Annotated in this window: 18 protein-coding genes and 1 pseudogene; 9 read left to right on the top strand and 10 right to left on the bottom strand. The window is 53.7% G+C overall.

Features of this window, described 5'->3' with window-relative positions; genetic code table 11:
- The first annotated feature begins 54 nt into the window (after window positions 1-54).
- A complete protein-coding gene (locus CZ787_RS08645) occupies window positions 55-933 on the top strand; it encodes a DMT family transporter (RefSeq protein ID WP_087108192.1) in 879 nt (292 codons plus the stop codon).
- Between the two features lie 326 nt (window positions 934-1,259).
- Here CZ787_RS08645 and CZ787_RS08640 read toward each other — a convergent pair whose 3' ends face one another.
- On the bottom strand, window positions 1,260-2,033 hold the full coding sequence (locus CZ787_RS08640; protein ID WP_087108190.1) for an RsiV family protein: 774 nt from the start codon (window positions 2,031-2,033) through the stop codon (window positions 1,260-1,262).
- Between the two features lie 109 nt (window positions 2,034-2,142).
- On the bottom strand, window positions 2,143-3,582 hold the full coding sequence (locus CZ787_RS08635; protein WP_087108188.1) for a hypothetical protein: 1,440 nt from the start codon (window positions 3,580-3,582) through the stop codon (window positions 2,143-2,145).
- A 372-nt stretch (window positions 3,583-3,954) separates the two neighbouring features.
- Between CZ787_RS08635 and CZ787_RS08630 the strand changes: the two genes are divergently transcribed.
- The 3 genes from CZ787_RS08630 (at window position 3,955) to CZ787_RS08620 (ending at window position 8,345) form a co-directional block, all read left to right on the top strand.
- Window positions 3,955-4,278 carry a septal ring lytic transglycosylase RlpA family protein gene (locus tag CZ787_RS08630; RefSeq protein ID WP_412767824.1) on the top strand — a complete coding sequence of 108 codons (324 nt, stop codon included), beginning with the start codon at window positions 3,955-3,957 and terminating at the stop codon, window positions 4,276-4,278.
- Window positions 4,279-4,553: 275 nt separating this feature from the next.
- The gene (locus CZ787_RS08625) at window positions 4,554-5,558 is read left to right on the top strand and encodes an NADP-dependent oxidoreductase (RefSeq protein ID WP_087108184.1); all 1,005 of its coding nucleotides are present in this window, start codon (window positions 4,554-4,556) and stop codon (window positions 5,556-5,558) included.
- A 237-nt stretch (window positions 5,559-5,795) separates the two neighbouring features.
- On the top strand, window positions 5,796-8,345 hold the full coding sequence (locus tag CZ787_RS08620) for a glucose/quinate/shikimate family membrane-bound PQQ-dependent dehydrogenase (protein ID WP_087108182.1): 2,550 nt from the start codon (window positions 5,796-5,798) through the stop codon (window positions 8,343-8,345).
- A 104-nt stretch (window positions 8,346-8,449) separates the two neighbouring features.
- Here the strand turns inward: CZ787_RS08620 and CZ787_RS08615 are convergent, their stop codons facing one another.
- Window positions 8,450-10,498 carry a TonB-dependent receptor family protein gene (locus CZ787_RS08615; protein ID WP_087108180.1) on the bottom strand — a complete coding sequence of 683 codons (2,049 nt, stop codon included), beginning with the start codon at window positions 10,496-10,498 and terminating at the stop codon, window positions 8,450-8,452.
- 148 nt (window positions 10,499-10,646) lie between these two features.
- Here CZ787_RS08615 and CZ787_RS08610 point away from each other — a divergent pair.
- Window positions 10,647-10,789 (top strand): annotated as a pseudogene (locus tag CZ787_RS08610) (YqaE/Pmp3 family membrane protein).
- A gap of 68 nt (window positions 10,790-10,857) precedes the next feature.
- Here CZ787_RS08610 and CZ787_RS08605 read toward each other — a convergent pair.
- The 3 genes from CZ787_RS08605 to CZ787_RS08595 form a co-directional block, all read right to left on the bottom strand.
- Window positions 10,858-11,331 (bottom strand): nucleoside deaminase, encoded by a 474-nt coding sequence (locus tag CZ787_RS08605; RefSeq protein ID WP_087108178.1) that lies wholly within the window; start codon window positions 11,329-11,331, stop codon window positions 10,858-10,860.
- Between the two features lie 34 nt (window positions 11,332-11,365).
- The gene (locus CZ787_RS08600; RefSeq protein WP_087108176.1) at window positions 11,366-12,628 is read right to left on the bottom strand and encodes a dicarboxylate/amino acid:cation symporter; all 1,263 of its coding nucleotides are present in this window, start codon (window positions 12,626-12,628) and stop codon (window positions 11,366-11,368) included.
- A gap of 230 nt (window positions 12,629-12,858) precedes the next feature.
- Entirely contained in the window at window positions 12,859-13,746 is an 888-nt protein-coding gene (locus CZ787_RS08595; RefSeq protein WP_087108174.1) for a helix-turn-helix transcriptional regulator, read from the bottom strand.
- A 137-nt stretch (window positions 13,747-13,883) separates the two neighbouring features.
- Between CZ787_RS08595 and CZ787_RS08590 the strand changes: the two genes are divergently transcribed.
- Window positions 13,884-15,047 carry an MFS transporter gene (locus CZ787_RS08590; protein WP_087108171.1) on the top strand — a complete coding sequence of 388 codons (1,164 nt, stop codon included), beginning with the start codon at window positions 13,884-13,886 and terminating at the stop codon, window positions 15,045-15,047.
- Window positions 15,048-15,318: 271 nt separating this feature from the next.
- Window positions 15,319-15,525 (top strand): cold-shock protein, encoded by a 207-nt coding sequence (locus CZ787_RS08585; protein ID WP_018917934.1) that lies wholly within the window; start codon window positions 15,319-15,321, stop codon window positions 15,523-15,525.
- Between the two features lie 138 nt (window positions 15,526-15,663).
- On the opposite strand, the gene CZ787_RS08580 is transcribed toward CZ787_RS08585, so the two are convergent.
- Together CZ787_RS08580 and CZ787_RS08575 are read right to left on the bottom strand one after the other, a co-directional pair.
- Window positions 15,664-16,539, bottom strand: a complete 876-nt coding sequence (locus tag CZ787_RS08580) for a putative RNA methyltransferase (protein ID WP_087108169.1) — start codon at window positions 16,537-16,539, stop codon at window positions 15,664-15,666.
- A gap of 79 nt (window positions 16,540-16,618) precedes the next feature.
- Window positions 16,619-17,461 carry a DMT family transporter gene (locus CZ787_RS08575; RefSeq protein ID WP_254908589.1) on the bottom strand — a complete coding sequence of 281 codons (843 nt, stop codon included), beginning with the start codon at window positions 17,459-17,461 and terminating at the stop codon, window positions 16,619-16,621.
- A 190-nt stretch (window positions 17,462-17,651) separates the two neighbouring features.
- On the opposite strand from CZ787_RS08575, the gene CZ787_RS08570 reads away from it, so the two are divergent.
- Window positions 17,652-18,587, top strand: coding sequence for a LysR substrate-binding domain-containing protein (locus CZ787_RS08570; protein ID WP_087108165.1), 936 nt, complete (start codon window positions 17,652-17,654; stop codon window positions 18,585-18,587).
- Between the two features lie 132 nt (window positions 18,588-18,719).
- Here the strand turns inward: CZ787_RS08570 and CZ787_RS08565 are convergent, their stop codons facing one another.
- The gene (locus tag CZ787_RS08565) at window positions 18,720-21,146 is read right to left on the bottom strand and encodes a membrane-bound PQQ-dependent dehydrogenase, glucose/quinate/shikimate family (RefSeq protein ID WP_087108163.1); all 2,427 of its coding nucleotides are present in this window, start codon (window positions 21,144-21,146) and stop codon (window positions 18,720-18,722) included.
- A 295-nt stretch (window positions 21,147-21,441) separates the two neighbouring features.
- Window positions 21,442-22,191: a helix-turn-helix domain-containing protein gene (locus CZ787_RS08560; protein WP_087108161.1), complete on the bottom strand. Its 750-nt coding sequence runs from the start codon at window positions 22,189-22,191 to the stop codon at window positions 21,442-21,444.
- A 138-nt stretch (window positions 22,192-22,329) separates the two neighbouring features.
- On the opposite strand from CZ787_RS08560, the gene CZ787_RS08555 reads away from it, so the two are divergent.
- On the top strand, window positions 22,330-25,812 hold the full coding sequence (locus tag CZ787_RS08555; protein ID WP_087108159.1) for an acyl-[ACP]--phospholipid O-acyltransferase: 3,483 nt from the start codon (window positions 22,330-22,332) through the stop codon (window positions 25,810-25,812).
- The last annotated feature ends 34 nt before the right edge of the window (window positions 25,813-25,846 follow it).

The raw sequence follows: 25,846 nt of genomic DNA, 5'->3' as shown, positions 1-25,846 counted from the left end.
TGTGTTATTGGCGAGTATGCTGCATTGCATATGTTCCAGGCAAGGAGATCATTCATGCAACGTACACACTCCCCTATTGTGTTTCCTCGTTGGTATAGCGTTGGCGCCGCGTTAGTGGCTGTCATCCTGTGGAGCGTGGCCCCCTTGCTTGCTGAACGAGCTCACACTTCTTCGCCCCTGCAGCTAACAGCTTTAACACTATTAGCTGGCGCATTTGCCACACTGCCGCTAAGCCGCCGCGTTAATACCACCCGCTGCAGCCTGAACTGGCAGTTAGGCATCTGGGTAGGCATCCCGTTGTTGATACTGGGCGCAGTAAGCACTTACTTCATCGGCATGCGCCTTGCGCCTGCGGCCGAGGCTGCGCTTATCACTTACACCTGGCCAGTACTTTTCGTGTTGTTAAGCCAGTGGAGTCGCTTTGGTCGGATACGCTTGGCAGGTATTACCGGGGCGCTGGTTGCCTTTTCAGGTGCCGCCATTTTGCTCGTGCCGCAGGCATTAAGTAATGGCTTGGGGGGAGCAACACTGGGCTATGGGCTCGCCTTGCTTGCCGCCTGCTGCTGGGCACTCTATTCATGGTTAAGCCAGGCCGCACCCGTGTGCATTACGCCGCTTCTTCCTCGCCTGCTGCTGATTGCCTGCGCCATCGCAACGCTTGCCAGTATCGGGATGGAAGGCCAGCTGGTTCTACCCAGCAGTGAAGCGCTGCTGGCAGGTGTTGCATTGGGGTTAGGGCCTTACGGAATCGCCATGGTAGCCTGGGATAAAGCCCTGCGCTGGGGGCATGCAAGCCTGGTTGGCAGTCTTGCCTATGGCGTGCCCATTTTAGCGGGCCTTTTGCTGGTACTTGCGGGCGTTAGCGTACTGGATTGGCGCTTACCCACCGCGGCTCTACTGGTAGTGGTGGGCTGCTTAAACGCTGGCCGGTGAAGACGTTTAGAAGCGGCTCGCTAAGCAGCACGCCTGCCATAAGCGCCGGCAACCAGCTCGGCTTAAACACATCATCGGCATCACCGTTCATCTCAGCTAGCGTCCACCAACGGTAAGCTGGCTGAGAATTTTCCTTCCGCGTTTACGATAACTAAACACACCCAGCGGCGTGCTTCCATTGATTGATTCATCGCCATCCATGCCTTTTTATTGTTAATAGTAGGCAGCAGAGCAGAAGCTTTAGAATGATGGTGTATTTCCAGTGTGCTCCTGCCTGCCACAGCCACTGTTTTATTGCCTTATAAAGCCAATGGCGCTAACAACTATCATTGGCCTAAATAACGAGGTTCAACTATCCCTTTTAATTCCTCAACAGGGATCGTTAACTCAGGCTGCCCCATCACATAGGGAGCAATTTCGTACACGTTGTATTTTACCATCCACTCTTTTTCAAGCGGTGCCACGTTGGTGCTGTTAGTAAATGGCCAGCTGGACGCAAAATCTTCACCCACATCCTGCTCACTCAACCAACGCTCATGAGCCTCGGCTAACGCTTCATCAAAGCCTTCCTGACCGCCAGCCATGAGCATATCATCGAGAGTCACCACCTCATCCAAACGCTCATCAATGACCATAAATTGCGTGGATGGCAAACCGTGGGCCTGGCCTGCATAAATCACATAGCTATCAAGCTCAAGCACCAGAAGGTCGTTCTGACGGGAAAACACGCTGGCACTCAGCTGTGCTTCACTCGCCATCGGGTGAGGCAGCCTGGTATTGTCCTCTTCAGCACGATGAAAAAACTCATCAGCGAAGTGATCCCAGTCGTCAGCGGGCGTGTCGTCGCCATCGGTGATACCCAAGGCAAGCGCAAGCAGGCGCTCTTGCACCTGCTCTGTTAATGCGGGGTTATCAGGGAATGTTAATGCAGAGATCTTCACCGTTGAACAATGCTCATCCTGACAATCAGGAGATGAATACTGCTTATCCAATGGCTGGTATGCGAGGGCACTGATATCGGCCGTTTCAGCATCAGCCGATTGGCAGCCACTTAGCAGCAGAACCGCGATGGGACATACACTCATTTTCCAACGAAGCATATTTTATCTCCTTGTAAGGCATTTTGTAGGGCGCCAAGTTGAGTTTAGTCATACTTAAGCGCCCTTGCCCACCAAGGAGAGGAACAACAGCTTAAAATAGCGTAATCAATTACATGTTGGGCTGCATTTGTGCCGGTTCAGCGGTTACGTCAAGCTCAAACAAACCGCTGCTCGCCGTGCTAAAGCCACGCGCAATGACCGTATAGGTGCCCGGCAGCAATTGCTGTTGCAGTTGCGCATCGGTACCGGCACCACCATCGTCATCACTAACAGCTACACCTTCGCCCTCAAGTTCCAGATAAGCATCAAAGTCGCTGGAGCGCATATTGATGGTGACTAATGAGCTTTCGGCTAGCTCAAGCTCGTACACCAGTGACTCACCGGTATACCAACCGTTTAACGTTTCGCCAAGCGTGATTGCACCGCTGTTACGCAGTTCGACCCCCTCAGGTAGCTCTTGCGGTTCCAAGGTAATCCTGAACAAACCGCTATCACTGCCATAAGCAGTGCGCGCCGTTAACTGATAAGTACCGGGCTCAAAAAAATCAGCAATACGGGCATTCAGATTATCACCGCCATCGTCATTTTCACGGTAATAGCCATCAGGACCTTCGAGCACCAGGTAAGCATCAATATCATCAGACATCATGTCAATCTGGTACATGCCTGCTTCTTCAATTTCAACCTGATAGCTAAGATTCTGGCCGCTATACAAACCATTTAATGAGTCATTTGGCACAATGCTACCGTCGTTGCGCAGCTCGCCATCGCCGGGTAATTCGCGCGACTCAGCAGTAAGCGTGAAAAGGCCAGCACCTTCGTTATAAGATGTGCGCGCCGTCACTGTGTAGTCACCCGGCACCAGGAAGTCTGAAATTCGGGCGTCCAAATTACCCGCGCTATCGTCGTCCTCCCGGAAATAGCCATTTGGCCCGCTAAGCTCAAGATACGCATCAAATTCATCGGAACGCATTTCCAACTGATACATGCCAGCTTCTTCGATGGTCAGCGTATACTCACTGGAGGTGCCATCCAACCAGCTGTCCAGTGGAGCATCAAGGGTCAATACCGTGCTATCGCTTAGTTCAACCACTCGGCTATTCAGCGTATAAGGGCCGTAACTGCTGCTATCAGCACCGCTGACCACCACCATGTAATCGCCCGCTTGCTCAATACGGTGGCGTGCAGTAGGCGCTACGCTCAATAGCTGAAGCTGGTCATCATAAAGCGCTACGATGCCATTCAGGGCGCCGCGCAAACTAAACTCAATCAGATCGCTCTCATCAAGCGTCATCATGTAGCGGTCATAGCGGCTTCCATCATTACCATTAAGCAGGTCACTGGCCGTAATTTCCCCACGCAGTCGCTCGCCAAGCGTAATGCTATCCAACCCCACCAGTGCATCTGCGGTTGGCGTTTGTTCGGCGGATTGAGACGCCACCGAGGAAGAGGAAGATGCATCGGAAGACAGCGTTTGTGCAGCTAAAAAGCCGACAACAGCTCCCCCTACCGCAACCACGATTAGCGCAAAAGGAGAAGATTTAGCCATTAGGGCGTCCTTGATCAATGACGGAAGGATGGGTCGTTCAGCAAGATGAATAATACGTAATGGTAAGTAAAATGCTCAATGAGCGGTATCATTTTAATGTACCAAAAGAACTTTACTCATATTTCGCCATCTCCCATTAACCCCCTGAAATGCAAGGTCATAACGGGAACATCAAAAAACACGCAACTTTGGGGTCAATTGCACCGAACGTCTTAAAGCTTGCTGACTCTGAAAGAGCGCGTTACCATCCCTTCGCCTATCCGGCACCTCATTGATGCTTACGAGACTCTCGATACGAATAACTGAGGTACTCCAATGGGAGCCCCTACACGACTATTTCGAACGAGTTGTTTAGCTGTCCTGCTTATCGCCATGACAGCAAATAGCGCGTTTGCCAACGACACAGATATACAGGAAGGCGTTGCTTCCTACTACAGTGATCGCTTTCAAGGCGCACTCACTGCCAGCGGAGAAGCGTTTGACCAGCAGGCACTCACCGCTGCTCATCCTAGCTTACCGTTTGGGACGAAAGTGCTGGTAACCCGCCCTGATACAGGGCAAGAAGTAGAAGTGCTGATTAATGACCGCGGCCCCTTTGTAAAAGGGCGGATTATTGATCTATCCAAACGAGCAGCGCGCACATTGGGCATGCTGAACCAAGGAGTAGCCCCGGTCATGGTAACGTTGCTGGATTAACGGATAGCACACCCCCTAAGTGTGTGGTACCCCTTAGCCGCTCAACGACACATCACTTCTGTAATTCGCTGAACCTTACAGGGCGCTCATTTGAGCGCCCTGTTTTTTTGCCTCCAGTTCTTGCCTAGTGTTTTAAAAACTTGGCTTACCCCATAAATGACTTCAAAAAAAACGAACTTGCGCGCAAGGTAATGATCTCTATGCTTCAAGTACATCTGCTTCAAGTACATCTGTTTCAAGTACGTTAATACGCTTTCACGTGACAGGAGCTATGCATGAAGTCTCATTTCTTTACCCTATCCGATTACCCCAACGGCTTACCCGAACGTGAACTGTTCACTCTGGACTCCCAATCACTTCCTGATCTCAGCCCAGGTGAAGTGCGTATTCGCAACCGCTGGCTCTCGGTGGACCCCTACATGCGCGGCCGCATGAGCGGGCAACATACGTATGTCGCACCGTTCAGGTTGGGTCAGCCGATGGAAGGTGGCGCAATAGGCGAAGTTATTGCCTCCAACGATGAACGCTTAAAAGAGGGCGATATTGTTAGCCATATGGGCGGCTGGCGCGATATCGCTCAGATCTCTTCATCAGGCGTTTATCCACTACCCAACGCTGATGTACCCGAGCAGGCATATCTTGGGGTATTGGGCATGCCTGGCATGACTGCCTGGACCGGCCTTAACCGCATTGCCGAGTGCCGCCCTGGCGACAATGTGTTGGTAAGTGCTGCCAGCGGTGCGGTGGGCTCACTAGTGGTTCAACTTGCCAAGGCCAAGGGTTGTCACGTGGTCGGTATTGCAGGTGCAGCGCATAAGCTTGCGTGGCTTGAGTCGTTGGGTGTTGAGCCCGTTAGCTACCGCGACCGCAGCGCTCACGAGTTAAGCGATGCGATACAGCTGGCCAGCCCCGAAGGCATTGACGTTTATTTTGAAAATGTGGGTGGCATTTGCCTGGAAGCCGCATTAAGCCAGCTCAATGAAGGCGCTCGTATTGCGGTCTGCGGCATGATCGGAAGTTATAACGCCGAAAAACCCACGCCAGGCCCCAGTAATCTGTCTCAAATGCTTGTACGCAAAGCGAAGATGCAAGGATTTATTGTGGCAGACCATTGGGATCACTACCCTGAGTTCCTCAAGGAAGTGGCTCCCCAAGTAACGGCGGGTAAAATTGATTACAAGGAAACGGTTAAAGAGGGCCTGGAGAGCACACCGGATGCGTTTTTGGAGCTGTTCAAAGGTGGCAATACTGGCAAGATGCTAGTGGCACTAGAGCGCTAACACCGTGTTAGAATGAATAAATAGTAGCAACACACCATGGCCACGCTATCTTTATAGCGTGGCTTTTTTATGCGCTATCAAACGCCGTTTGATCAGTTCACATCCATTACTGGTACTTTCGGCGCAGCGCAGTCACCTGTTTGATGGGTAAACCCCGTCGGAGCCGGTACCAAGCTTAGTCATCAACAGCTATCAAACGTAATAAGCTGTCAAACGTAATAAACAGGGGGAACACTCATGGATGAAAATACGCGAGCACGCGGGAAATGGCCTGCCTTACTGCTAGGCCTCTTACTTATTGTTGCAGGCCTGGCGTTAGCGGTAGGCGGCGGCAAACTCATTAGCCTCGGCGGAAGCGCCTACTATTTGATCGTTGGCATTGGTATTACAGCCACCGGTATTTTACTCGCTATGCGCAGGGGCGCTGCCCTTTGGCTTTATGCGCTAGTTTTAATAGCGACGCTTCTTTGGGCACTATGGGAAGTTGGCCTGGACTGGTGGCAGTTGGTTCCCCGCGTCGCCATTCTTGCGCTCATCGGCATCATTATGCTGCTTCCCTGGTGGCGAAAGCCGCTTCGTTCACGAGGCGGAAGCCTCGCGCTGACCGCCAGCATTGCAGCCGCTATTGTGGTGGCTATCGCCAGCCAATTTGATGACCCCACGACCATTGGTGGTACGCTTGCCAATAACAACACTCCGGGTAGTGAGAGCGTCAACCCCGCTCAAGTAGCCGGCGACGACTGGCCTGCCTATGGCGGCACCAACGCTGGTACGCACTACTCGTCGTTAAGTCAAATCACCCCTGAAAACATCGGCCAACTGGAAGAGGTATGGCTCATTCAGACCGGTGACCAGGCGGGCCCCGACGCCCCTCCCGAAATTACCAACCAGAATACGCCGTTAAAAGTTAACGACAGCCTGTATATCTGTACCTCCCACAGCCGCGCAATGGCGCTTTCACCCGAAACCGGCGAAACCCTCTGGGAGTTTGACCCGCAAATCAGCACCCAGGGTGCCGACGACTTCTCGGGCTGGGCGCACATGACCTGCCGAGGCCTGGCGTACTACGATGCTGCCAACTACGCAGACAGCGGTACGGATGATGCGAGCGAAGCAGGCGCCCAAAGCACTAGCGAAAGTGTCACAAGCGCTCAGGCGTCTGAACTATTTGCGGATGCCAGCGCCTTTGATATCGACGTTGCCCTTCTTAGTGGTTTGACCGAAACCGCTGCAGATGATGCTGACAATGCTCCCTCGGCAATTATTAGCCAAACCGATGTGATGTGCCCGCGCCGTCTCTACCTGCCCACCGCCGATGCCCGCTTGATCGCCCTGAATGCCGACACCGGAGAGCCTTGTGAAGGGTTTGGGGTAAACGGCGAAGTTGATCTAACCCGCAACATCGGCAGCTTCGACCCAGGCGGCTACTACTCAACCTCCCCCGCCACCGTAACCGAGAACCTGGTCATCTTGGGCGGCCACGTGACGGATAACAGCTCAACCGATGAACCGTCAGGCGTTATCCGCGCCTTTGATGTGCGCACTGGCGAGCTGGTATGGAACTGGGATAGCGGCAACCCGGAAGAAACAGAACCGCTTGCCGATAACGAAACCTACACGCGCAACTCGCCCAACGTATGGGCGCCCATTAGCGTTGATGAAACGCTGGGGCTGGTGTACCTACCAATGGGCAATGCAACGCCCGACCAGTATGGCGCGGACCGTACCGAAAACGATGAAATCTACAGCGCAGGCTTGGTGGCGCTTGAACTCGAAACCGGCCAGGTTGCCTGGGTCTATCAGTTCGTTCATCACGACCTGTGGGATATGGATATGCCCGCCCAACCCGTACTGATTGATTTGGCGACCAGTGACGGCGTTCAACCCGCGGTGATTCAGCCGACAAAGCAGGGCAGCCTTTACGTGCTTAACCGGGAAACCGGCGAAGCGATCGTGCCGATTGAAGAAATTCCTGCGCCCCAGGGCGCCATTGAAGGCGACTGGACAGCAGAAACTCAGCCTCGTTCGGCACTCAATCTGCTACCCCCACCGCTGACCGAGCGCGACATGTGGGGTGCATCACCGTTTGATCAAATGATGTGCCGTATTCAGTTCAACTCACTGCGCTATGAAGGCCAGTACACGCCACCCTCGCTTGAAGGCAGTATCATCTACCCGGGCAACGTCGGGGTGATGAACTGGGGCGGCGTCGCGGTTGACCCTGAGCGCCAGGCGCTCTTCACCGGGGCCAAGTACTTGGCATTTATCTCGCGTTTGATTCCTCGTGATGAGGTTGAAGAAGGCCAGGGTTCTGCCAGCGAACAAGGGCTACAACCTAATGCAGGAGCCCCGTACGCCGTTGAACTAGGGCCGCTGCTGTCGATCTTTGATTTGCCCTGCCAGGCACCGCCTTGGGGCGATGTAGCGGGTATTGATCTGCAAAATGCCGAGGTCGTGTGGAAGCACCGCAACGGCACTACGCGTGACAGCATGCCCTTTGATTTGCCAATTGGTTTGCCGGTGGGTGTTCCGGCACTAGGCGGCCCGCTCTCCACCGCCAGCGGCGTTGTCTTTATGTCGGGCACGCTGGACCAGTACCTGCGTGGTTACGACATCACCACGGGTGAAGAACTCTTTAAAGCACGCTTGCCCGCCGGTGGCCAAGCCACTCCCATGACCTATACCGGCGCCGATGGCCGTCAATACGTGGTGGTAACGGCGGGTGGTCACGGCACCTTCGGAACTAAAATGGGCGATTACGTTATCGGGTACGCGCTACCTGAATAAGCATTTACTCATCGTCTCGTCATAACACAGCGGGCAGCCCTTGGGCTGCCCGCTGTCATTACAGTGTAGTGGCTCTTACCGAAGCCTTTGCCTATACCACGGGCTTAGAAGCGCATCTCTACCCCACCGTAAACGCTGCGCCCCGGTGCCGGTTCATAGTAACGACCATAGGTGCCGTTCAAGCGGACGTTGGCATAGTGCTCCTGATCAAACAGGTTACGCACGCCCACATAAGCGTTTAAGCGTGTATCGCGTCCCAGTTGCCAACCATCCCCCGCGCGAAGGTTCACCAGCCAGTAGCTATCTATATCGGTTTCATTAGCGTTATCAGCGACCATATCTCCCGTGTACTGCGTTTCAAGCGTGGCAAAACGGTGCGCTGAGCTCTCCCAGGTGAGCTGATTGACCCAGGTTTGCTCCGGCAAGCCGGGGATACGCTTGCCATCAAAGCGCTCATCAGGCGTGGAAAACCGGTCAAACTCATAGCGCGCCAGCGTCAACGCACTGTCTAGCCGCCACTGATCGGCAAGCTGCCAGCCCAGCGCTACTTCCAGGCCGTCCCGATTGGTATCGCCCGCATTTTGATAGAAGGTACGCCCGCCATCGTCATAAGGCACTAGCTCATCACGCACACGTACCGAGAACAGAGCAACGTCGTAATCCATCGCTAGCGGCTCAATATACCCGCGCATACCCACTTCACGGTTCCAGGCCTTTTGCGGCTCAATAGATGGGTTAAAGCCACCGCCTGCCGGGTTAGCAAACTCAGCGAACGTAGGCGTTTCAAAGGCGGTCCCGGTATTGATATACACCTGATGCTGAGGACGATAGCGGTAGCTAAGCCCGGCAGAGCCGCTCCACTCATTAAAGGTACGCTCACCGCTTTGATCGCCATCGTCAAAATACTGGTCACCCACATCCAAATCCACACGGTCAAACCGCGCGCCTAACGAAAGCGTTACCTGCTCGGCGATATCCAAATCGCCCTGAGCAAAAACACCCGCCGACGTGGCCTTTTGGGTTTCATCCGCCACTTGATCACCTACCGCGCCCTGGGCGTTCACATCATTGCGGAAGCGATCATCACTCTGGCGCGCGACATCAATTCCCGCGACATAGCTCAGCGGTAGCTCGCCCAGAGTAATATCATGATGGTATTCAGCGCTGGCGCCCATGTAATCACGCTTATACCCTAATCGGCTGTCGCCCACGTAGGGCAGTTGCTGCTCAAAATCGCGTCGCGCAATAAACCCTTTAATGTAGAGTTCACCCGGGCCTGCGGCCAGATCTTCATACTGCAAACCGACTAGCTGCTGGTCGACTTTTTGGTGTGAATCAAGCGCCAATGCGTTAGGTGCCGCCTGATGGCGCCCGCTGGCCACTTCGCCAGCATTGAGTGCGCCGGGATCTTCCGAGCGTGGGTTTTCCAACAGGTTGACAATCGCGGTTAGCGCACGCTCGCTACCCAGCTCCCGACGTAGCTTGGCATTCAACAAATACTTTTCAGTAGAGCTCTGATCGCGATAGCCATCCATGTTCAAGGCTGAAAAACTGACGTGGTGTGACCATTCCCCTTGGGCGCCACCGGTTTGCAGGGCAGCTTTACGATACCCATCACTGCCTACCCCTACTCGCAGCCGTGTACCTGGATTATCACGCCCGTCAGCGGTCGTCACATCAATCACCCCACCGGCGGCATTGCCATAAAGCACCGAGGAAGGCCCACGAATCACCTCAATGCGCTCGGCACTGTCCAGATCAATGGCGTCCAACTGCGCTTGGCCATCGGGCAAGGTATAAGGAATACCATCAACCATCACCGTAATACCACGTACACCAAACGGCGCACGCGCACCAAAGCCACGTATTGCAATACGCTGGCCCTGGGCAAAATTATCCCGGTTTTGGACAAACACACCCGGCACGCGTACCAACGACTCATCCAACCGCACGCGCTGCTGGCCCTGAGCAATAGCGTCTCGATCCAGAATAGAAACTGCGGCAGGCGTGGCATAAAGCTCACGCGCTAAACGGGGTGCACTCACTTCAACGGTGGGCAGCGTTTGGGTAGATACCGGCTCGGCTTGTGCCCAAAGCGGGCCAGTAACAGCGCAGCTTGCAAGTAGTAGTGATGGCGGTAGTAACTTATACATGGGTTCCCTTTCCCGTTTTTCTGATAAAAAAATGATAGTTAAGGATGTTGAAAAAAAGCGTTAATTAAAGATAGAAATAACGCCGCAGATGACAATTCATATAAGTAAAGGAGGCGTTGTGGCGTTGACAGCAACGGATCCGGTCAAGATGATTTTTGCCATCATCCTACCGCCGTTAGGTGTATTTTAGAGGTTGGCCTAAAAGGCTATTTTTGGCTAAACACCATCCTGACGCTGCTTGGCTTTATCCCCGGCATCATTCATGCGTTTTATGCGATTTTAAAGCACTGATTGTACAACATAGATAAACCCTGAAGCCGCCTGGACGAATGCCTGGGCGGCTCTTTTGTTGCTGCTAGCTAAACCGCATGGCGCCGTTGGTGCAACGCATGGACCTTTTCATCCCACCCTGCTAACGGGCCTGCTACTTCAAGCCCTGGCACAATGTGCTGAATAGGGAAGGAGGCTACCGCCGGTGGGGCGACGCCCAAGTCATCTAGCCAACGCCCTAACTGTTCAGATGAGCTGATATAAACGATCCGGCCAAGCCCTGCCCAACCATGCGCGGCTGCGCACATGGCGCAGTGCTCACCTGTGGTATACACCGTTGCCTTAGCGCGCGCCTCCGGCGTCATGTGTTGTGCTGCCCAACGTGCCAGCGTGAACTCGGGATGCTGCGTCACGTCACCGCTGACAATTCGGTTACGGTCCTCGGCAAGAATATCCCCTTGTGCACTTACCAGCACGCTGCCAAAGGGTTCATCGCCCGCATCAAGGGCTTCTTCAGCCAGCTCAATGGCACGGGTCAAGTAAGTGAGTTCCTGGTCATTCATCCCGGCGTCTCCTGTCGATTAATGGCCTTGCTCGTTACTCTTTCACTGTGGAAGATATATCGTCTAAAGGCACGTCTTTCTGTTTGCCTTCTTCACTTTTGGCGATCACCGCCGTGCCCACTAAATCACCGGTTACGTTCAGGGCAGTGGCGCCCATTCCTACCAGCGCATCAATAGCGGTTAACAGTACGACGGTTTCGATAGGCAGCCCTACCTGAGCAAACACGGTGGCAATCATGATGATACCCGCCCCCGGTACGCCCGCAGTGCCAACTGAAATCAGCGTACCGATCACTACAATCTGCGCCATGCTGGCAAGATCCAGCGGTGCGCCGATCACATTGGCAGCAAACACAGAGGAAATAGCGATCCGGATCGCCGCGCCATCCATGTTCATGGTCGCTCCCAGCGGCAGGCTAAACCCATACACACCTTGCGCGATGCCCATACGGCGGGCGGCATCCATGGTCAGTGGCAGCACACCCGCGCTACTTTGCGTGGCAAACGCCGTGGCCATCGGCGTACGCGCCTCCCGAAAAAAGCGGCGCAGTTTCACGCCAAAAAGACGCATGATGACACAGTAAATCGCCAGTTGAACGGCCAGGGCAATGTAAAGCACCATGACCATGTCACCCAACGACAGTAACGTTTCAAGCCCCTGCTGGCTGACGGTTTCCGCCACGATAGCGAATACCCCAATCGGTACGACATGCAGCACGCCCGACATCACCTTCAGCGTCACGGCATTCAAGCCTTCGATCATTTCATACAACCGCTCAGCGCTTTTGCCATGCGTTTCGCTTTGGCGCACTTTCATCAAAGCGACGCCGAACACCAACGCGGTAAAAATGATGCCGAGCAGGTTCTGGTCAGCCAACGCGCCAATAATGTTGTTCGGTACGATATTAAGCAGTACATCAACGAGTCCCGGATTCTCCGGCACTGAGAAGCTCGCACTGTCATCCAGCGTCATGCCACTGCCTGGATTAAGCAGTGAGGCAACCGATAGCCCCACCACAATTGCGAACGCGGAAGAGGCCAAGTAATACAGCAGCACCTTTTGACCAACGCGGCCAACGCTGCCCACCGTTGACTGGTTGATACCGACCATCAGCGTAAACAGTACAATGGGTACAATTAGAAACGTCAGCAGACGCAGCAGTAGATCGCCGACCGGCGCCAGCCAAGTGGCGATGGTTTCCCCACCCAACAAACCCACCACCACACCCAGCAGCAACGCGATCGTGACACGTAGAATCAACGAAGAGCGCATATACCCTTTCAAAAGCGCCGCCATGTTAGTCACCTTTACCCAGAAAGCTCATTAGAGCCCGCCAACTGAAAACGTCACCCTACGGAGCCGGGGCTAAAATACAACGTTTATATGCCATCGGGCCTTCGAAACCCATTCAAGAAACGCCTGACGTGCACAGGGAACGCGTTCTTTAACCATTTACGAATAGATCACTATTATCTTTTAAGTGAACGTCCAGTCGCTGTCTATTGGAAAAAGCCTGGAACCACTCATTATGACGCTGGCGTTTGGGCGTCCTGAAGCCAGCGATTAAATGCCTCTTCGTTACCCATGCCATGGTTAGCAACGTCGTTTTCAGTGGCGCCGTCTTTAATAACGTAATAGACCAGCCGCAGGTGGCGGTCTTCGTCAACCAACAACGAGGTATGCTCAAAATCGAGCGCCCCTAACGGCGCGAAGTGAAAGTGTCGAACGCCATGGCAAGGTCCGTGGATATCCTGCCCTGCCCACCACGTTTTAAAATCCTTATCCACGTGGACCAGCATTTTGATCAACGCATTGATCGCCGGGTCTTCTGGCGCGCGGGCCGCATCGCGTTTAAAACTGGCGAGCATTTGGCGGGCCTGCACTTCCCAAGGGTCGAAAAGCCCGCGAGTGGCTGCATCGGTAAACAGTAGCCACAGAAGATTGCGCTGCTCCGGTGGATGTTTAGAGAAGCCAAACAGACGATCACCCGCGTGGTTCCAGGCCAGCACATCCCAGCGCAAATTCAACACGTAGGCAGGCCGAGTGGGTAAATCGTTCATCAGACGAAGTATCAAAGGCGGCACTATGCACCATGTTTTTCCCGGCTCAGCGGGGAGGCGCTGGTGCGCCAGCAAAAACAGATGGCGCCGCTCGGTGGCATCAAGCTTAAGCGTACGCGCAAGGCGGTCGAGGAAATCTGCCGAGGCGCGAATATCGCGCCCTTGCTCGAGCCACGTGTACCAGGTCAATCCAACCCCGGCGAGTGCCGCGACTTCCTCGCGGCGTAAGCCAGGCGTGCGCCGCCGCTTACCCACGGGTAAACCAACCTCTTCAGGTGTTACCTGCTCGCGTCGGCTACGCAGGAATTCCCCAAGCTCGGTGCGGGTGCGGTTTAAAGAACGTACTGCCGCCATCTTGTTGCCTTTAGTAATAGTATAAACAGTTAAATTGTACCCCCTTTAAAGCCTCTCCAGAATAGCGCACTCACCGCTTGGCAGCCGTCAGCAATAGACGCCTACCAAGTAACGTATGAGCCTGACTGGAGAACCTAATGGCATTTTCTTCTCGACTATCGATTTATTTAATTGCCTTGGGCGCCTTTTCTTTGGGGATGGCGTCTTATGTCACCGCAGGCCTTATTCCCCTGATTACTCCCGCTTTTTTAGTATCAGATGCAATGGCGGCACAACTGGTAACGGCATTTACACTGGCGTATGGCCTGGTTTCTCCCATCGTGGTCGCGCTCCTGCCAGGTCATCAGCAGCGCACAGGGTTAATCCTCGCATTGGCGATCTTCGTTGTTGCAAATGTTGCAAGCGCGCTGGCCACAAGCTTTGTCACGCTAATGGCTTGGCGAGCACTGGCTGGCGTGGGAGCTGGGGTTTATCTGGCGCTAGGAATTGCAGCCTCGGCGGCACTCGCACCTGAAGCGCAGCGCGGCAACGCCATTGCGATGATTATGGGCGGAATGGCGAGTGGCACCGTGCTTGGCGTACCGCTTAGCCTATTACTCGCAGAGCAACTGGGCTGGGCCTCGGCCATGTGGCTGATTGCACTGCTTGGCGCGATTTCCCTGGCAGGCCTGTACTACAAGCTCCCCGATATTCCCGAAGCGCCTTATATATCGTTGCGGCGCAAATTGGTCATCTTGAAGCACCCCACAACCATGACCATTTTAGCTGTCTCGCTGTTAGCTGCCGTAGCAAGTCTTGGGATGTATACCTTTATTTCACCGCTTATAGCAGCATCAACTTCTGGCAGCCCTCCCTCTATTGCACTTTATTTATGGGTTTGGGGCGTTGGCGGAATTTTGGGCAGCTTTTTAATTGGACCGGTTGTGGATAAAAGCCAAGGCTCCAGCGTTGTACTGACTATTATGCTGGTCTTGGCCGTTTCGCTGATAAGCCTGCCAATTGCTGCAGCTCTGCATCCATGGCTTGCGCTTGTGCCTATCGCCCTATGGGGAGCCGTCGGTTGGGCGTTGCAGGTGCCGCAAAATAACGCGCTAATGCACGTTCGCAAACCGCATGGCGATGGCAATCTCGCCGTGGCCCTGAACGAATCAGCGCTTTACCTGGGTAGCGCGACTGGGGCGGCGGTAGGCGGGCTTATGCTTGCCAGTGCCTTTCCGCTTTGGACGCTTGCGTTAAGTGCCGGTGCGCTTGCTGCAAGCGGTGCGTTATTACAGCTCACCATGCACAAGCGCAGCCACTAAGTAATTAGTATTAAGTACTTAGCACTCGCGACATGGCCAGTGGTGCGCAAGAGTGAAATATTGCCTTGGGCTTAGAAAACAAATGCACAAACCCGTTGACGCGCGCCGCGAATCATGGCACTGTATCGTCAGTTGGTTAGCAAGCAGCATGGTTTCAGAAGCGTACGATTCTTTCGGCAGCCTGATATTGTATTCCTTGTTTCACCCGCTACTTCAATCTGGGTAATACCAGGAACTTTATTACGGCGCTTATGCGCGAAAGGATTTAATCATGGCAACTGGCACAGTTAAATGGTTCAACGACACTAAAGGCTTCGGTTTCATCGCTCCTTCTGACGGCAGCGACGACCTGTTTGCACACTTCTCCGAAATTCAGTCTGACGGCTTCAAAACCCTTCAAGAAGGCGCTAGCGTTTCTTTTGACGTTACCCAGGGTAAAAAAGGCCTTCAGGCTTCTAACATCAAGCAAACTTCTTAATATTTCTTATTAAGTGTTTGCTCAGACCTTAGGGTCTGACTGACAAGGCCCGCCTCGGCGGGCCTTGTTGCTTTTGGGGCTGGTAAAGTTCTGACCAAAACCAAACAAGCCGCCAATCACGGCTTGCCTACCCTTCTTCTATGCGTTTTTAATCCATTTAATCACTCGCACATCAACACTCACGATGAGTGTCTTCAGTGCTGCCGCTCTTTCTCGGCCCTCAGCACTTGCCCGGTAAAGATGCGGGGTCATGGCCAGCAAATCCGCAATAGCCTCTTTGCCATTCAGCGTGAGCGAATAACCGACCGTTTCCGCTGCTTGCGCAGCAAACCCTTCCGGCACTGCCTGCTCACCACTGCGTTCAGGCTTAAGCGTTGGGTAGATGATTTCACGCAACTCGCGCAAATGATTTGCGCCTGCTTCCACCTGTAATAGCGCTCCACCTGGCTTAAGCACTCGGGAAAACTCGCTCATCACGGGAAAGCCGAACATGCATAACAGCCTATCCAGCGAGGCAGTTTGCACGGGCAAGTTGGCGTTACTGCCGACCACCCAGGTGACTGACTGTTCCTGCTGACGGTTCGGCTCTTGCTGACGGCTTTGCTTGGCCGCTGCCATGACCGCCCACTTGGAAATATCCAAGCCGATTAACTCAAGCAGAGCCGTATCAGGCGCCGCTTGGGCCAGCTTGCGCAGGTAATAGCCTTCACCACAACCGGCATCCAGGCAGCTTAGCGGCATATTTTCTGGCACGCCGTTCAAGGCAGCGTGATTAAGAGCTTCAGCAATAGGCTGGTAATATCCTGCATTCAGAAAACGCTGCCGGGCAGCCACCATGATTTTACTATCGCCGGGATCGTTTGAACGTTTTTTCTGAACCGGCAAAAGGTTCACATAGCCTTGTTTGGCAATATCAAAACTATGCCCAGCCGGGCAGCGCCATGCGCCTTCTGCCTGAGTCAGCGGGTCGCCATCGAGTGGGCAGGCAAGCGCTTGAAAAGAGGCCATGTTCATAAAATAATCAGGCTCATAAAGACTATTATTCACCAAGTTACAAGCAAGGGTTGAAGGCGCTATTCGATACTCCAAATAACTAGCGCATTACGAGCACAATCCCTAGCAAGATCACGCTTCCTCCTATAAGGAAGTTGATACTTAGCGGCTCATTGAGCAATAGGGTACCAAAAAGAACGCCAAAAAGCGGTGATAAGAAAGAGAATACACCCAGCTGCGAAGCGCGGTAGCGTCGCAGCAACGTGAACCAGAGTAACAATGCACCAAACGAGATAACCACTGACTGAAACCCAAGGCTCGCCATGGCCAAGGAGGAAAACTGCGCGCTCATTAACTGGCCAGACATAATAGCGACCGGCAGTAGTAAGAGCGCCGTTACACCAAGCTGATAACTCAGAGTAAGTTCAGCAGGTGCCTCTGAAAGAGAAGACTTACGGATAACAATCGTTGTCGCTGCCCACGACAGCCCCGCGAGCAAGCCAAGCATATCCCCTATGATAATTGCCACGTCAGCGCTGCCCACTTGCCCTGGCGCCATAGCAACCAGCATCCCTAAAAATGCTAATCCTACGCCCCACCACTGGCGTGTCGTGAACTGTTCGCCGGGTACCCACAAATGCAGCCCCAATGCTGCGAAAATGGGAGCCGTATAAAGAAAAACCGACATGTGGGACGCCAGCGTATAGTTCAGCCCCCATGCTACAAACGCAAACTCACAAGCAAACCCTAAACCTACCAGCAGTCCAGGGCGCCAATGTAAATTGAAATCTTGCCAGCGAATCCCTCGTGTATAAGCAAATGCCGTTATCAACACGCCAGCGATAAGCGAACGTAAGGCGACCTGAGTAAGGGGTGATATTTCTTCAGCCACTCCTTTAATAGCAACCTGCTGAAAGCCCAGCACCAGACAGAATAGCAACATCAGTGATGCCGCCATTAAATCCACAGACTTACGTTGATATCTCTCCTCTATAGTGCATGAATGACTAGCTAAAACCGTTTTTCTGCTGTTCATTTTAAACTCCTGCTCCAATAAGACGGTCATTGCAGCAGGAAGCAAAATTCCGTACAAACGATTACTCAGCAGGTCTAGACATAGGAAAACTCACGCTATGAGAATTGAAAGGCTGCCCCTTAATGCGCTGCGCGCATTTTCTGAAGCCGTGCGGGAGAACAGTTTTAAAAATGCCGCTTATCGTCTGGGGGTAACCCCTGGTGCTGTCAGTCGCCAGGTTAAACAGCTGGAAGCTCATTTGGGCGTAGTACTCTTTGAACGTCATGCTAATGGTGTTTCTGTGACGGAGGCGGGACGAGTGCTAGCAGACGATGTGCAAGCGGGTCTTCTGCGTATTGCAAACGGCGTACAGCATTTAACCGAGCGCTCAGAAGACGCTTTTCGTCTGCTGATTAGCGCCCCACCTTCTTTCTTACAGCTTTGGTTGCTGCCCCGACTATCCCAGTTCGAAGCTAACGAGCGCCAAATAGAAATATCACTTGATGCCGATGCGCGCTTAACGCCACCGTTATGGCTGCCCAACCGAGCAAAGTTGTCGCTGCGCTACGGCCAAGGCCCTTGGCGTGATGCAACCAGTATACGGCTGTTCGAAGACACACTTTTCCCCGTTTGCTCACCGTCTCTACTCGCCAAGACCAACATAGCAACACCCGGCGACTTACTGGCGCAGACACTGCTCGCTGTCGATTGGTGCACGCATGCTTCCAATTATGTTCCTGGCTGGGATGACTGGTTCAAAAGCGCGGGGGTAAAGGTACGCAAAGTATCTAATCAACGGCAATATTCGCTTTACAGCCTGGCCCTTGATCAGGCCATTGCAGGCCAAGGCGTGGTACTTGCAAGCTACCCCCTTATTGCTGACCGGTTGGCCAGTGGCGTCTTGGTGCGCCCTTTTGGTGATAAATATCCGCTGGCTTCTCCTTTCGCCTACGACCTACTTTTACCTTCTACGGGAAAGGCCCCACCGGCAGTTACGCGTTTTAGTGAATGGCTAGCCCAGGAAGCCGCCCTCTTTCGGAATACCTGTGTATAGCCTGGTGCTTTGCTGAGTTGTGCTGGGTATAAACGCAAACTGCCCACCAGTTGTCTGGTGGGCAGTTTCAAGTGCCAAGTGAATGATCGTCAGCCTGTCACTTAATGCGTAGCGTACACGTTTTCTACTCGATCAACGATCGGGTAACGCATAGGCAATCACGTAGTCGCCACGATCAGGCGATTGGCGAGCGCCACCGGCTGAAATAACGACGTACTGCTTGCCCGTTTCCGGTGAAACGTAGGAGATTGGGGTGCCCTGAGAGCCGACCGGCAAGCGGGCTTTCCAGACCTCTTCACCGGTCGCGCTATCAAAGGCACGCAGCCAGTAATCCTGCGTTGCCGCGAAAAACACCAAGCCTCCTTGCGTAGCCAATGAGCCACCAATGGTGGGCATACCAATCGGCATAGGTAGATGGGTTTTTATACCAAACAGCACCGTGTCCTGAACGGTTCCCAGCGGAACTTCCCAGTCAACGCTGCGAGTTTCCATGTTAACTGCGGTCAGCGTACCGAACGGAGGTGTCTGGCAAGGAATACCCAGCGGTGACAGGAAGCGGTCTTTCAGTACGGAGTAAGGCGTGCCTTTAAGAGGCACGGCACCCATACCGGCGTTAACGGCTTCAGAACCATCAGAAGGTGCGGCATCCACTTCCTGCTCTTCCATATGCACCCACAGCCCCAGGCGCATATCGTTGACAAACATCGTCTGCGACGTCGGATCATAAGAGACACCGCCCCAGTTCAGTCCACCAAGCGAGCCTGGGAAACTGAGCGAGTAATCAACATCGGGCGCTGTAAACAGACCATCATAACGATAGCCACGGAAAATGTAGCGACACATCAGTTGATCAAAGGGCGTGGCACCCCACATGTCCTTTTCGGTTAACTCCTGAGCGCCAATTTGCGGCATACCCACTGACACAGGCTGATGTGTTGCATACTGCTCGTTCGGTATATTGGCAGGCTGAACCTCACGCTCCTCGACTTCCGTCAGTGGCTCTCCGGTTAACCGGTCAAGAACAAACAGCTGGCCTACCTTGGTACCAAATACCATGGCCGGAACGGTATTACCGTCTTCGTCAGGGAAGTCGATGAGCGTTGGCTGCATCGGAACATCGTAGTCCCATAGGTCATGGCGTACCGTCTGATAGCGCCATTTCTCGTCCCCTGTCGTGGCATCCAGGGCGAGAATCGTGCCACCGTAAGTCTCATCAAGCTCAGTACGCTCTACGCCCCAAAGATCAATCGCCGCATTGCCAAGTCCCATATAAATGGTGTTGGACGCAGTGTCATAGGTCATGGGTGCCCAAACGTTAGGCGTTGAGCGAGCAAAAATATCTTCGCCCTCAGGCGCTTCACGATTTTCAGGATTACCCGGGTCAAACGCCCAACGCATTTCGCCTGTCATCGCGTCAAAACCACGTACAACGCCGCCGGGCATATCCAGCGCGACGTTATCCGCCACACGGCCACCCACCACAACGGTGGAACCTGCCATCGCTGGCGGTGAGGTTAGCGAATAAAGCGGCGCTTCGGCATTCCCCAGCCCTTCTTTCAGATTTATGCGCCCTGCGTTACCAAAGTCTTCGCAAAGCTCGCCCGTATCGGCATCCAGCGCGACCAGTACGGCATCAATGGTATTCATGTATATACGACGCTGGCAGATAGCCTCGTCAGTCTGGGCAACCTCGGGTACTGGCGTGCTATCGGGAACTGTGGGCTGTTCAAGCGTTGCGGTCGTATCGAAATAGGCAAGCCCGCGACAGCGTACCCAGGTTTCCGTTTCAGGCGGAAATTCGTGGCGCCACTGCTCTTCACCCGTTGCGCTAGCCAGGGCGATCACCGTGTTATGCGGCGTACAGAAGTAGAGAGTGTCATTGACCATTAGCGGCGTACCCTGGTCTTCAGCCCCACCGCCATCGCTATAGGGAACATCGCCTGTCTGGAAGGTCCAGGCAACGTCAAGCTCTTGCACATTATCGCGATTGATTTGATCAAGCGCTGCAAAGCGAGTGGCGTTGACGTCGCCCGCGTAATGCTCCCAGTTCGATGCGGTATCTTCAGCAACCGGCATTTGGCCTGTCGGTGACTTGGCAACCAGGTTTCCATGAGGCTGGAACATTCCCCAGACCATCCCCACTATGGCTAAAAAAGCCACTCCCGCAACGCCCAGATTGAGCGCCATAACCGGCCTGCTACCAGCCCGCTTGAGAATTAGTGGGTGTAGCAGCATTAATACGAAGAAGATACACAGGAAGGTAAATATCCGCGCGTGCAGCGCCCAGAAATTAAGACCCACTTCCCAAAACGCCCATACCAGCGTGACAATGAAAGCCAATGTATAGATGGCCGTGCCTGATGGGCTGCCACGCACCACTTGAACCCCTGTGGCAAGCAGTGCAACCCCCATTAATAAATAGTACCAACTGCCGCCGCGTGAGATCAGCATGGCACCACCGATTGCCAAGCCGAGCCCTGCAACGGCAAAAATTAAACCTACAACGATCAGCAGTGCCTTTACAGGCCCGGATACTGATTTGCTGCCAGCATGAGTCATATCAATTCCTGCGTTATATAGTAAGCCCCAAACCCAATTATCGGTGAAGTGCAATCACCCATTCGTAGCGGCGCTACTTTATCATAATCGTGTGCATGCTAACTAAGTTAGTCGATATTAAGCGCGAACTTAATGCTTAGCCGTACCTATGTATTAATTTATAGTTCCTTTTGGCGTTCCTCTCCTCTCTTTAAATGTTAAATACTTACTGATCACCACTAAAGTATCACTAATAAAGTTATCGCTAAATCACCAAATAACGGGCGAGGCTCTCGCGTAGAATACGCTACTACACCTAGCGCTTTGGCGGGCTTTCCCGGGTGTAATCCTGAAACAGGGCATACTGCCACTGACGCACCGCTAACACTGACGTGGTGCCAAAACGCTGATGGATAGGCAGGCTGCTTTCTCTTTCACACAAGGCGTGAAACTCGTTTGCCAGACGTTGCAAGACTTGCTGCCATTCCTCATTACCCGCCCGGGATAATAGTCCGTTGAGTACCAGCAGCTTTTCGCTTTCGCTGTCAAAACGTGAGCGGAAAAATTCGTTGGCAATGCGTTGCTGGAAGAACCGCTGAATGGGCCCGCCAGTGCGCCAACGAAAGTTAGGCGCCACCCGGCGTTTAATCCGATTACCCGGCAGCAGTTGGATAAGGTCAAGCCGTTCAAGCTTAAGCAGTTGCTGGGTGCATTCCGCTTCGCTTAGCTGATATTGGTGATGAATCTCATCAAAGCTATAGCCATTGATCACACAAACAGCAATCAGGAACAGCTTGGGGTCGTCAGCAATACTTTGCTCTTGCGCCTGGGTAAGCTCTTGCAGGCGGCGCTCTTCGGTTTGCATGGTTTGCACCAGCTCGGCAAATTCAAGGTTGAGCTGCTCACAGATACATTCAAGACGTGCTAACGTGATATTGCGTTCAGCAAAAAGGCGCTTGACCGATGCCTCGCTTAATCCAAGCCACTGAGCCACATCGGCGTAGGTTTTTCCCTGCATTCTCAGCTGACGCTTTAAAGTATTAAGCAGTGAGTCGGTTTGAGACACAGCAATCCCCTAGCATAAAAGTATCGAATAACGATACTTTACTGTACACATAACGCAACTCGTGCTTAAAAGGTTGCGTAAAGCGGAGCTTTAAAGGAAAGTCCGGTGACTTCGAGACGCAAACAAGGCTAACGAACCATGCAACGACTGCTCCGCACGCCAGGTGCTTGGCCTTATCTTATCGCTATCTTTCTCAATGCCTTTATGGATTTAGGGCACAAGATCGTGATTCAGAATTCGATCTTCAAAAGCTACGATGGCACCACCCAAATAGTGCTTACAGCGCTGGTGAACGGGTTAATCCTGCTCCCGTTCATTGCACTGTTTAGCCCATCAGGTCACGCGGCTGATACCTATCCCAAAGTACGTATCCTACGCGTTTCGGCGTGGGCAGCGGTCGTGGTATCACTAGGCATTACGGCGGCTTATTATCAAGGCTGGTTTTGGCTGGCTTTTGCGATGACGCTTCTGCTGGCGATACAGTCAGCCTTTTACTCGCCTGCCAAATACGGCATGGTCAAAACGCTGTTTGGAAAACCCCGCTTGGCCGAAGCGAACGGTATCGTCCAAGCCGTTACCATTGGTGCCATTTTAGCGGGCACGGTGGTGTTTACTGCCTTCTTTGAAGCATGGACCCCCTTGGCCAACCAACCCCCTGAGCAGTTGCTGCGCCAAATTGCTCCGCTAGGCTGGCTATTAGTGCTCAATAGCATCATTCAGGTGGTGGCACTTTATCGTCTGCCGCTGGATACCCCACAGCCGTCCAGCACACCGCTGACCTGGAAGCGCTATATAAAAGGCAGCGCGCTTAAAGATAATCTGCGCATCGTTGCACGCCAGCCCGTGTTAAGACTGTCGATTATCGGCCTTGCCACCTTCTGGTCTGTTGGCCAAGTGCTGTTAGCCGCCTTTCCTGCCTACGCCAAATCCGCGCTCAGCATTGATAACACGCTGGTGCTGCAAGGCATTCTCGCCGCTAGCGGCATCGGTATTGCGCTGGGTTCGGTGCTGGCCAGTCGTCTTTCGCGCAACCGTATTGAAACCGGCTTAATTCCGGTGGGCGCTCTGGGCGTTGCCGTTGGTTTATGGTGCTTACCGCTACTCACAACGCCACTCAGCCAAGCGCTGAACTTTGTGTTTATCGGTTTAATGGGCGGGCTGTTTATTGTGCCGCTCAACGCCCTGATCCAGTTCCACGCTGCGGATAACGAGCTGGGCACGGTGTTGGCAGCCAATAACTGGATTCAAAATATCGCCATGCTGGGCTTTTTGGCGCTCACGGCGCTGTTTGCTTTGGCGGGCGTGGATAGCCACTATTTATTACTTGTGATCGCTAGCGTAGCGATGATAGGGGGTGGCTACACCATTATAAAACTGCCCCAAAGTCTGGTGCGTTTTTTACTGGGCTTTCTGCTGACCCGCCGCTATCGCGTTGATGTTTACGGTTTGGAAAACTTGCCTGCCCAAGGCGGCGTGCTGTTACTGGGCAACCATATCAGCTGGATTGATTGGGCCATGGTGCAGATCGCAAGCCCTCGGCCGGTGCGTTTTGTGATGCTGAAAAGCATTTATCAGCGCTGGTATTTGCGCTGGTTTTTTAAAGCACTGGGCTGTATCCCCATTGAGCGCGGCGCTGCCGCCGAGCGGGCACTTAATAGCGTTGCCGAATTGCTCAACGCAGGTGAAGTGGTCTGCCTGTTTCCGGAAGGCGCTATCAGCCGCACCGGGCAGCTGGGCGAATTTCGCCGAGGCTATGAGCGGGCCTGCAAAATGGCCAATCCCGACGTAAAAATCGTTCCGTTTTATCTACGTGGGCTATGGGGCAGCCAGTTCTCGCACTCTTCCAGCAAGCTTAAAGAGCTACGCCATGCACCGCTACACCGCTCTATCGTTGTGGTCTTTGGCCAAGCGCTGCCAAAAGAGACCCCAGCCGATGTACTCAAGCGACGCATCTTTGAGCAGGCTACCCGCTCCTGGCAGCTCTCGATGGAGAACCTGCACACCCTGCCGGATGCCTGGATACGCAGCGTAAAACGCCGCCCAGGAAAGCTGGCGCTCACGGACACGATCAGCCGCCCATTGAGTGCCGCTAAAGCCCTCACGGCGAGTATTCTGATGGCCAAGCGCATCCGTAAACAGAGCAAAGCGCAGAACATCGGCTTGTTACTGCCTACCAGTAGCGCGGGTGTACTCGCCAATATGGCAACACTGCTGGCGGGAAAAACGGTGGTCAACCTTAACTACACCGCCAGCGGCGATGCGTTGGCTTCGGCCCTTTCGCAAGCGGGGATAGATACCGTTCTCACGTCTACGCGTTTCGTGGAAAAACTTAACGCCCGTGGGCTTGATGTATCGGCGTTACTTGCCAACCAAAACGTTGTTTACCTGGAAACACTACAAGCCTCCATGGGCCGGGCTGAACGCTTAGGCACATGGCTTAGCGTCCGCTTGCTGCCGACCTGGCTGCTGCGCCTCTGCTACTGCCGAGCACATGATGCCGAGGCCACCGCCGCCATCCTGTTTTCCAGCGGTAGCGAAGGACAGCCAAAAGGCGTGATGTTAAGCCACCGCAACCTAATGGCGAACGTTAAGCAAACATCCGACGCGCTGAATACCGAGCATAACGACGTCATGATGGGCTCGCTCCCGCTGTTTCATGCGTTCGGCCTCACGGTTACCCAGTTCTTACCGTTAATTGAGGGCCTGCCCTTGGTGTGCCACCCCGACCCGACCGATGTTGCGGGTATCGCAAAAGCGGTTGCCAAGCATCGGGCGACCATTATGTGTGGCACGTCAACGTTCCTGCGCTTGTTCACCCGCAGCTCCAACGTTCATCCGCTCATGCTGGATAGCATCAGAGTGGTAGTAGCCGGGGCGGAAAAGGTCGACGACAGCGTACGCAGCGCGTTCCAGCTTAAATTTCATAAGCTGATTTATGAAGGATACGGCGCAACCGAAACCTCGCCGGTAGCGGCGGTTAATCTTCCCGATACGCTGGATGTGAACTACCTGCAAGTGCAGCGGGGGGCCAAGATAGGCACGGTTGGCATGCCGCTACCCGGTACGAGTTTCAAAATTGTTGACCCAGAGAGTTTTGAAGAACTTTCCACTGACGAAGCAGGCATGATTTTGATTAGCGGACCGCAGGTCATGCAGGGGTACCTGAACGATGCTGAACGTACCGCCAAGGTAGTGTGCAATCTCAACGACCAGCGCTGGTATATCACCGGAGACAAGGGTTATCTGGATGAAGATGGTTTTCTGACCATTGTTGATCGCTACTCACGCTTCGCTAAAATTGGCGGTGAGATGATTGGCCTCGGCGCGGTGGAGCAGGCTGTTAAAGCCACGCTTGCCGACCCCGATACCGCCATCATGGCGGTCAACATACCGGATGCTCATAAAGGCGAGCGTATTGTCTTGCTCTCGGAAACCCCGCTGGATGCACAGGCTGTCAGAACGGCCCTGCGCGGCCAGGGTATCTCATCGCTAATGATTCCCAGCCACTGGTTCACCGTTAATCAATTACCACAACTAGGTTCCGGGAAGCCTGATATCGCCGGTGCCAAACGCTTGGCGCAGGAACAACTAACCGAAAGCGAGCAGCCCTCGCTACAGTAGCCCAACCGTGAATAATGGGCTCCCATTAGCGCTG

The sequence above is a fragment of the Halomonas citrativorans genome, assembly GCF_900163645.1.
Classification (GTDB): Bacteria; Pseudomonadota; Gammaproteobacteria; order Pseudomonadales; family Halomonadaceae; genus Vreelandella; species Vreelandella citrativorans.
The sequence above is the reverse complement of the archived record's forward strand: the minus strand, read 5'-3'. Positions and strand labels throughout refer to the sequence as shown.

Coding starts and splice junctions, on each gene's coding strand:
- CZ787_RS08645 (WP_087108192.1), top strand. CDS start 55: ATGCAACGTACACACTCCCCTATTGTGTTTCCTCGTTGGTATAGCGTT.
- CZ787_RS08640 (WP_087108190.1), bottom strand. CDS start 2,033: ATGCTTCGTTGGAAAATGAGTGTATGTCCCATCGCGGTTCTGCTGCTA.
- CZ787_RS08635 (WP_087108188.1), bottom strand. CDS start 3,582: ATGGCTAAATCTTCTCCTTTTGCGCTAATCGTGGTTGCGGTAGGGGGA.
- CZ787_RS08630 (WP_412767824.1), top strand. CDS start 3,955: ATGACAGCAAATAGCGCGTTTGCCAACGACACAGATATACAGGAAGGC.
- CZ787_RS08625 (WP_087108184.1), top strand. CDS start 4,554: ATGAAGTCTCATTTCTTTACCCTATCCGATTACCCCAACGGCTTACCC.
- CZ787_RS08620 (WP_087108182.1), top strand. CDS start 5,796: ATGGATGAAAATACGCGAGCACGCGGGAAATGGCCTGCCTTACTGCTA.
- CZ787_RS08615 (WP_087108180.1), bottom strand. CDS start 10,498: ATGTATAAGTTACTACCGCCATCACTACTACTTGCAAGCTGCGCTGTT.
- CZ787_RS08605 (WP_087108178.1), bottom strand. CDS start 11,331: ATGAATGACCAGGAACTCACTTACTTGACCCGTGCCATTGAGCTGGCT.
- CZ787_RS08600 (WP_087108176.1), bottom strand. CDS start 12,628: ATGGCGGCGCTTTTGAAAGGGTATATGCGCTCTTCGTTGATTCTACGT.
- CZ787_RS08595 (WP_087108174.1), bottom strand. CDS start 13,746: ATGGCGGCAGTACGTTCTTTAAACCGCACCCGCACCGAGCTTGGGGAA.
- CZ787_RS08590 (WP_087108171.1), top strand. CDS start 13,884: ATGGCATTTTCTTCTCGACTATCGATTTATTTAATTGCCTTGGGCGCC.
- CZ787_RS08585 (WP_018917934.1), top strand. CDS start 15,319: ATGGCAACTGGCACAGTTAAATGGTTCAACGACACTAAAGGCTTCGGT.
- CZ787_RS08580 (WP_087108169.1), bottom strand. CDS start 16,539: ATGAACATGGCCTCTTTTCAAGCGCTTGCCTGCCCACTCGATGGCGAC.
- CZ787_RS08575 (WP_254908589.1), bottom strand. CDS start 17,461: ATGTTGCTATTCTGTCTGGTGCTGGGCTTTCAGCAGGTTGCTATTAAA.
- CZ787_RS08570 (WP_087108165.1), top strand. CDS start 17,652: ATGAGAATTGAAAGGCTGCCCCTTAATGCGCTGCGCGCATTTTCTGAA.
- CZ787_RS08565 (WP_087108163.1), bottom strand. CDS start 21,146: ATGACTCATGCTGGCAGCAAATCAGTATCCGGGCCTGTAAAGGCACTG.
- CZ787_RS08555 (WP_087108159.1), top strand. CDS start 22,330: ATGCAACGACTGCTCCGCACGCCAGGTGCTTGGCCTTATCTTATCGCT.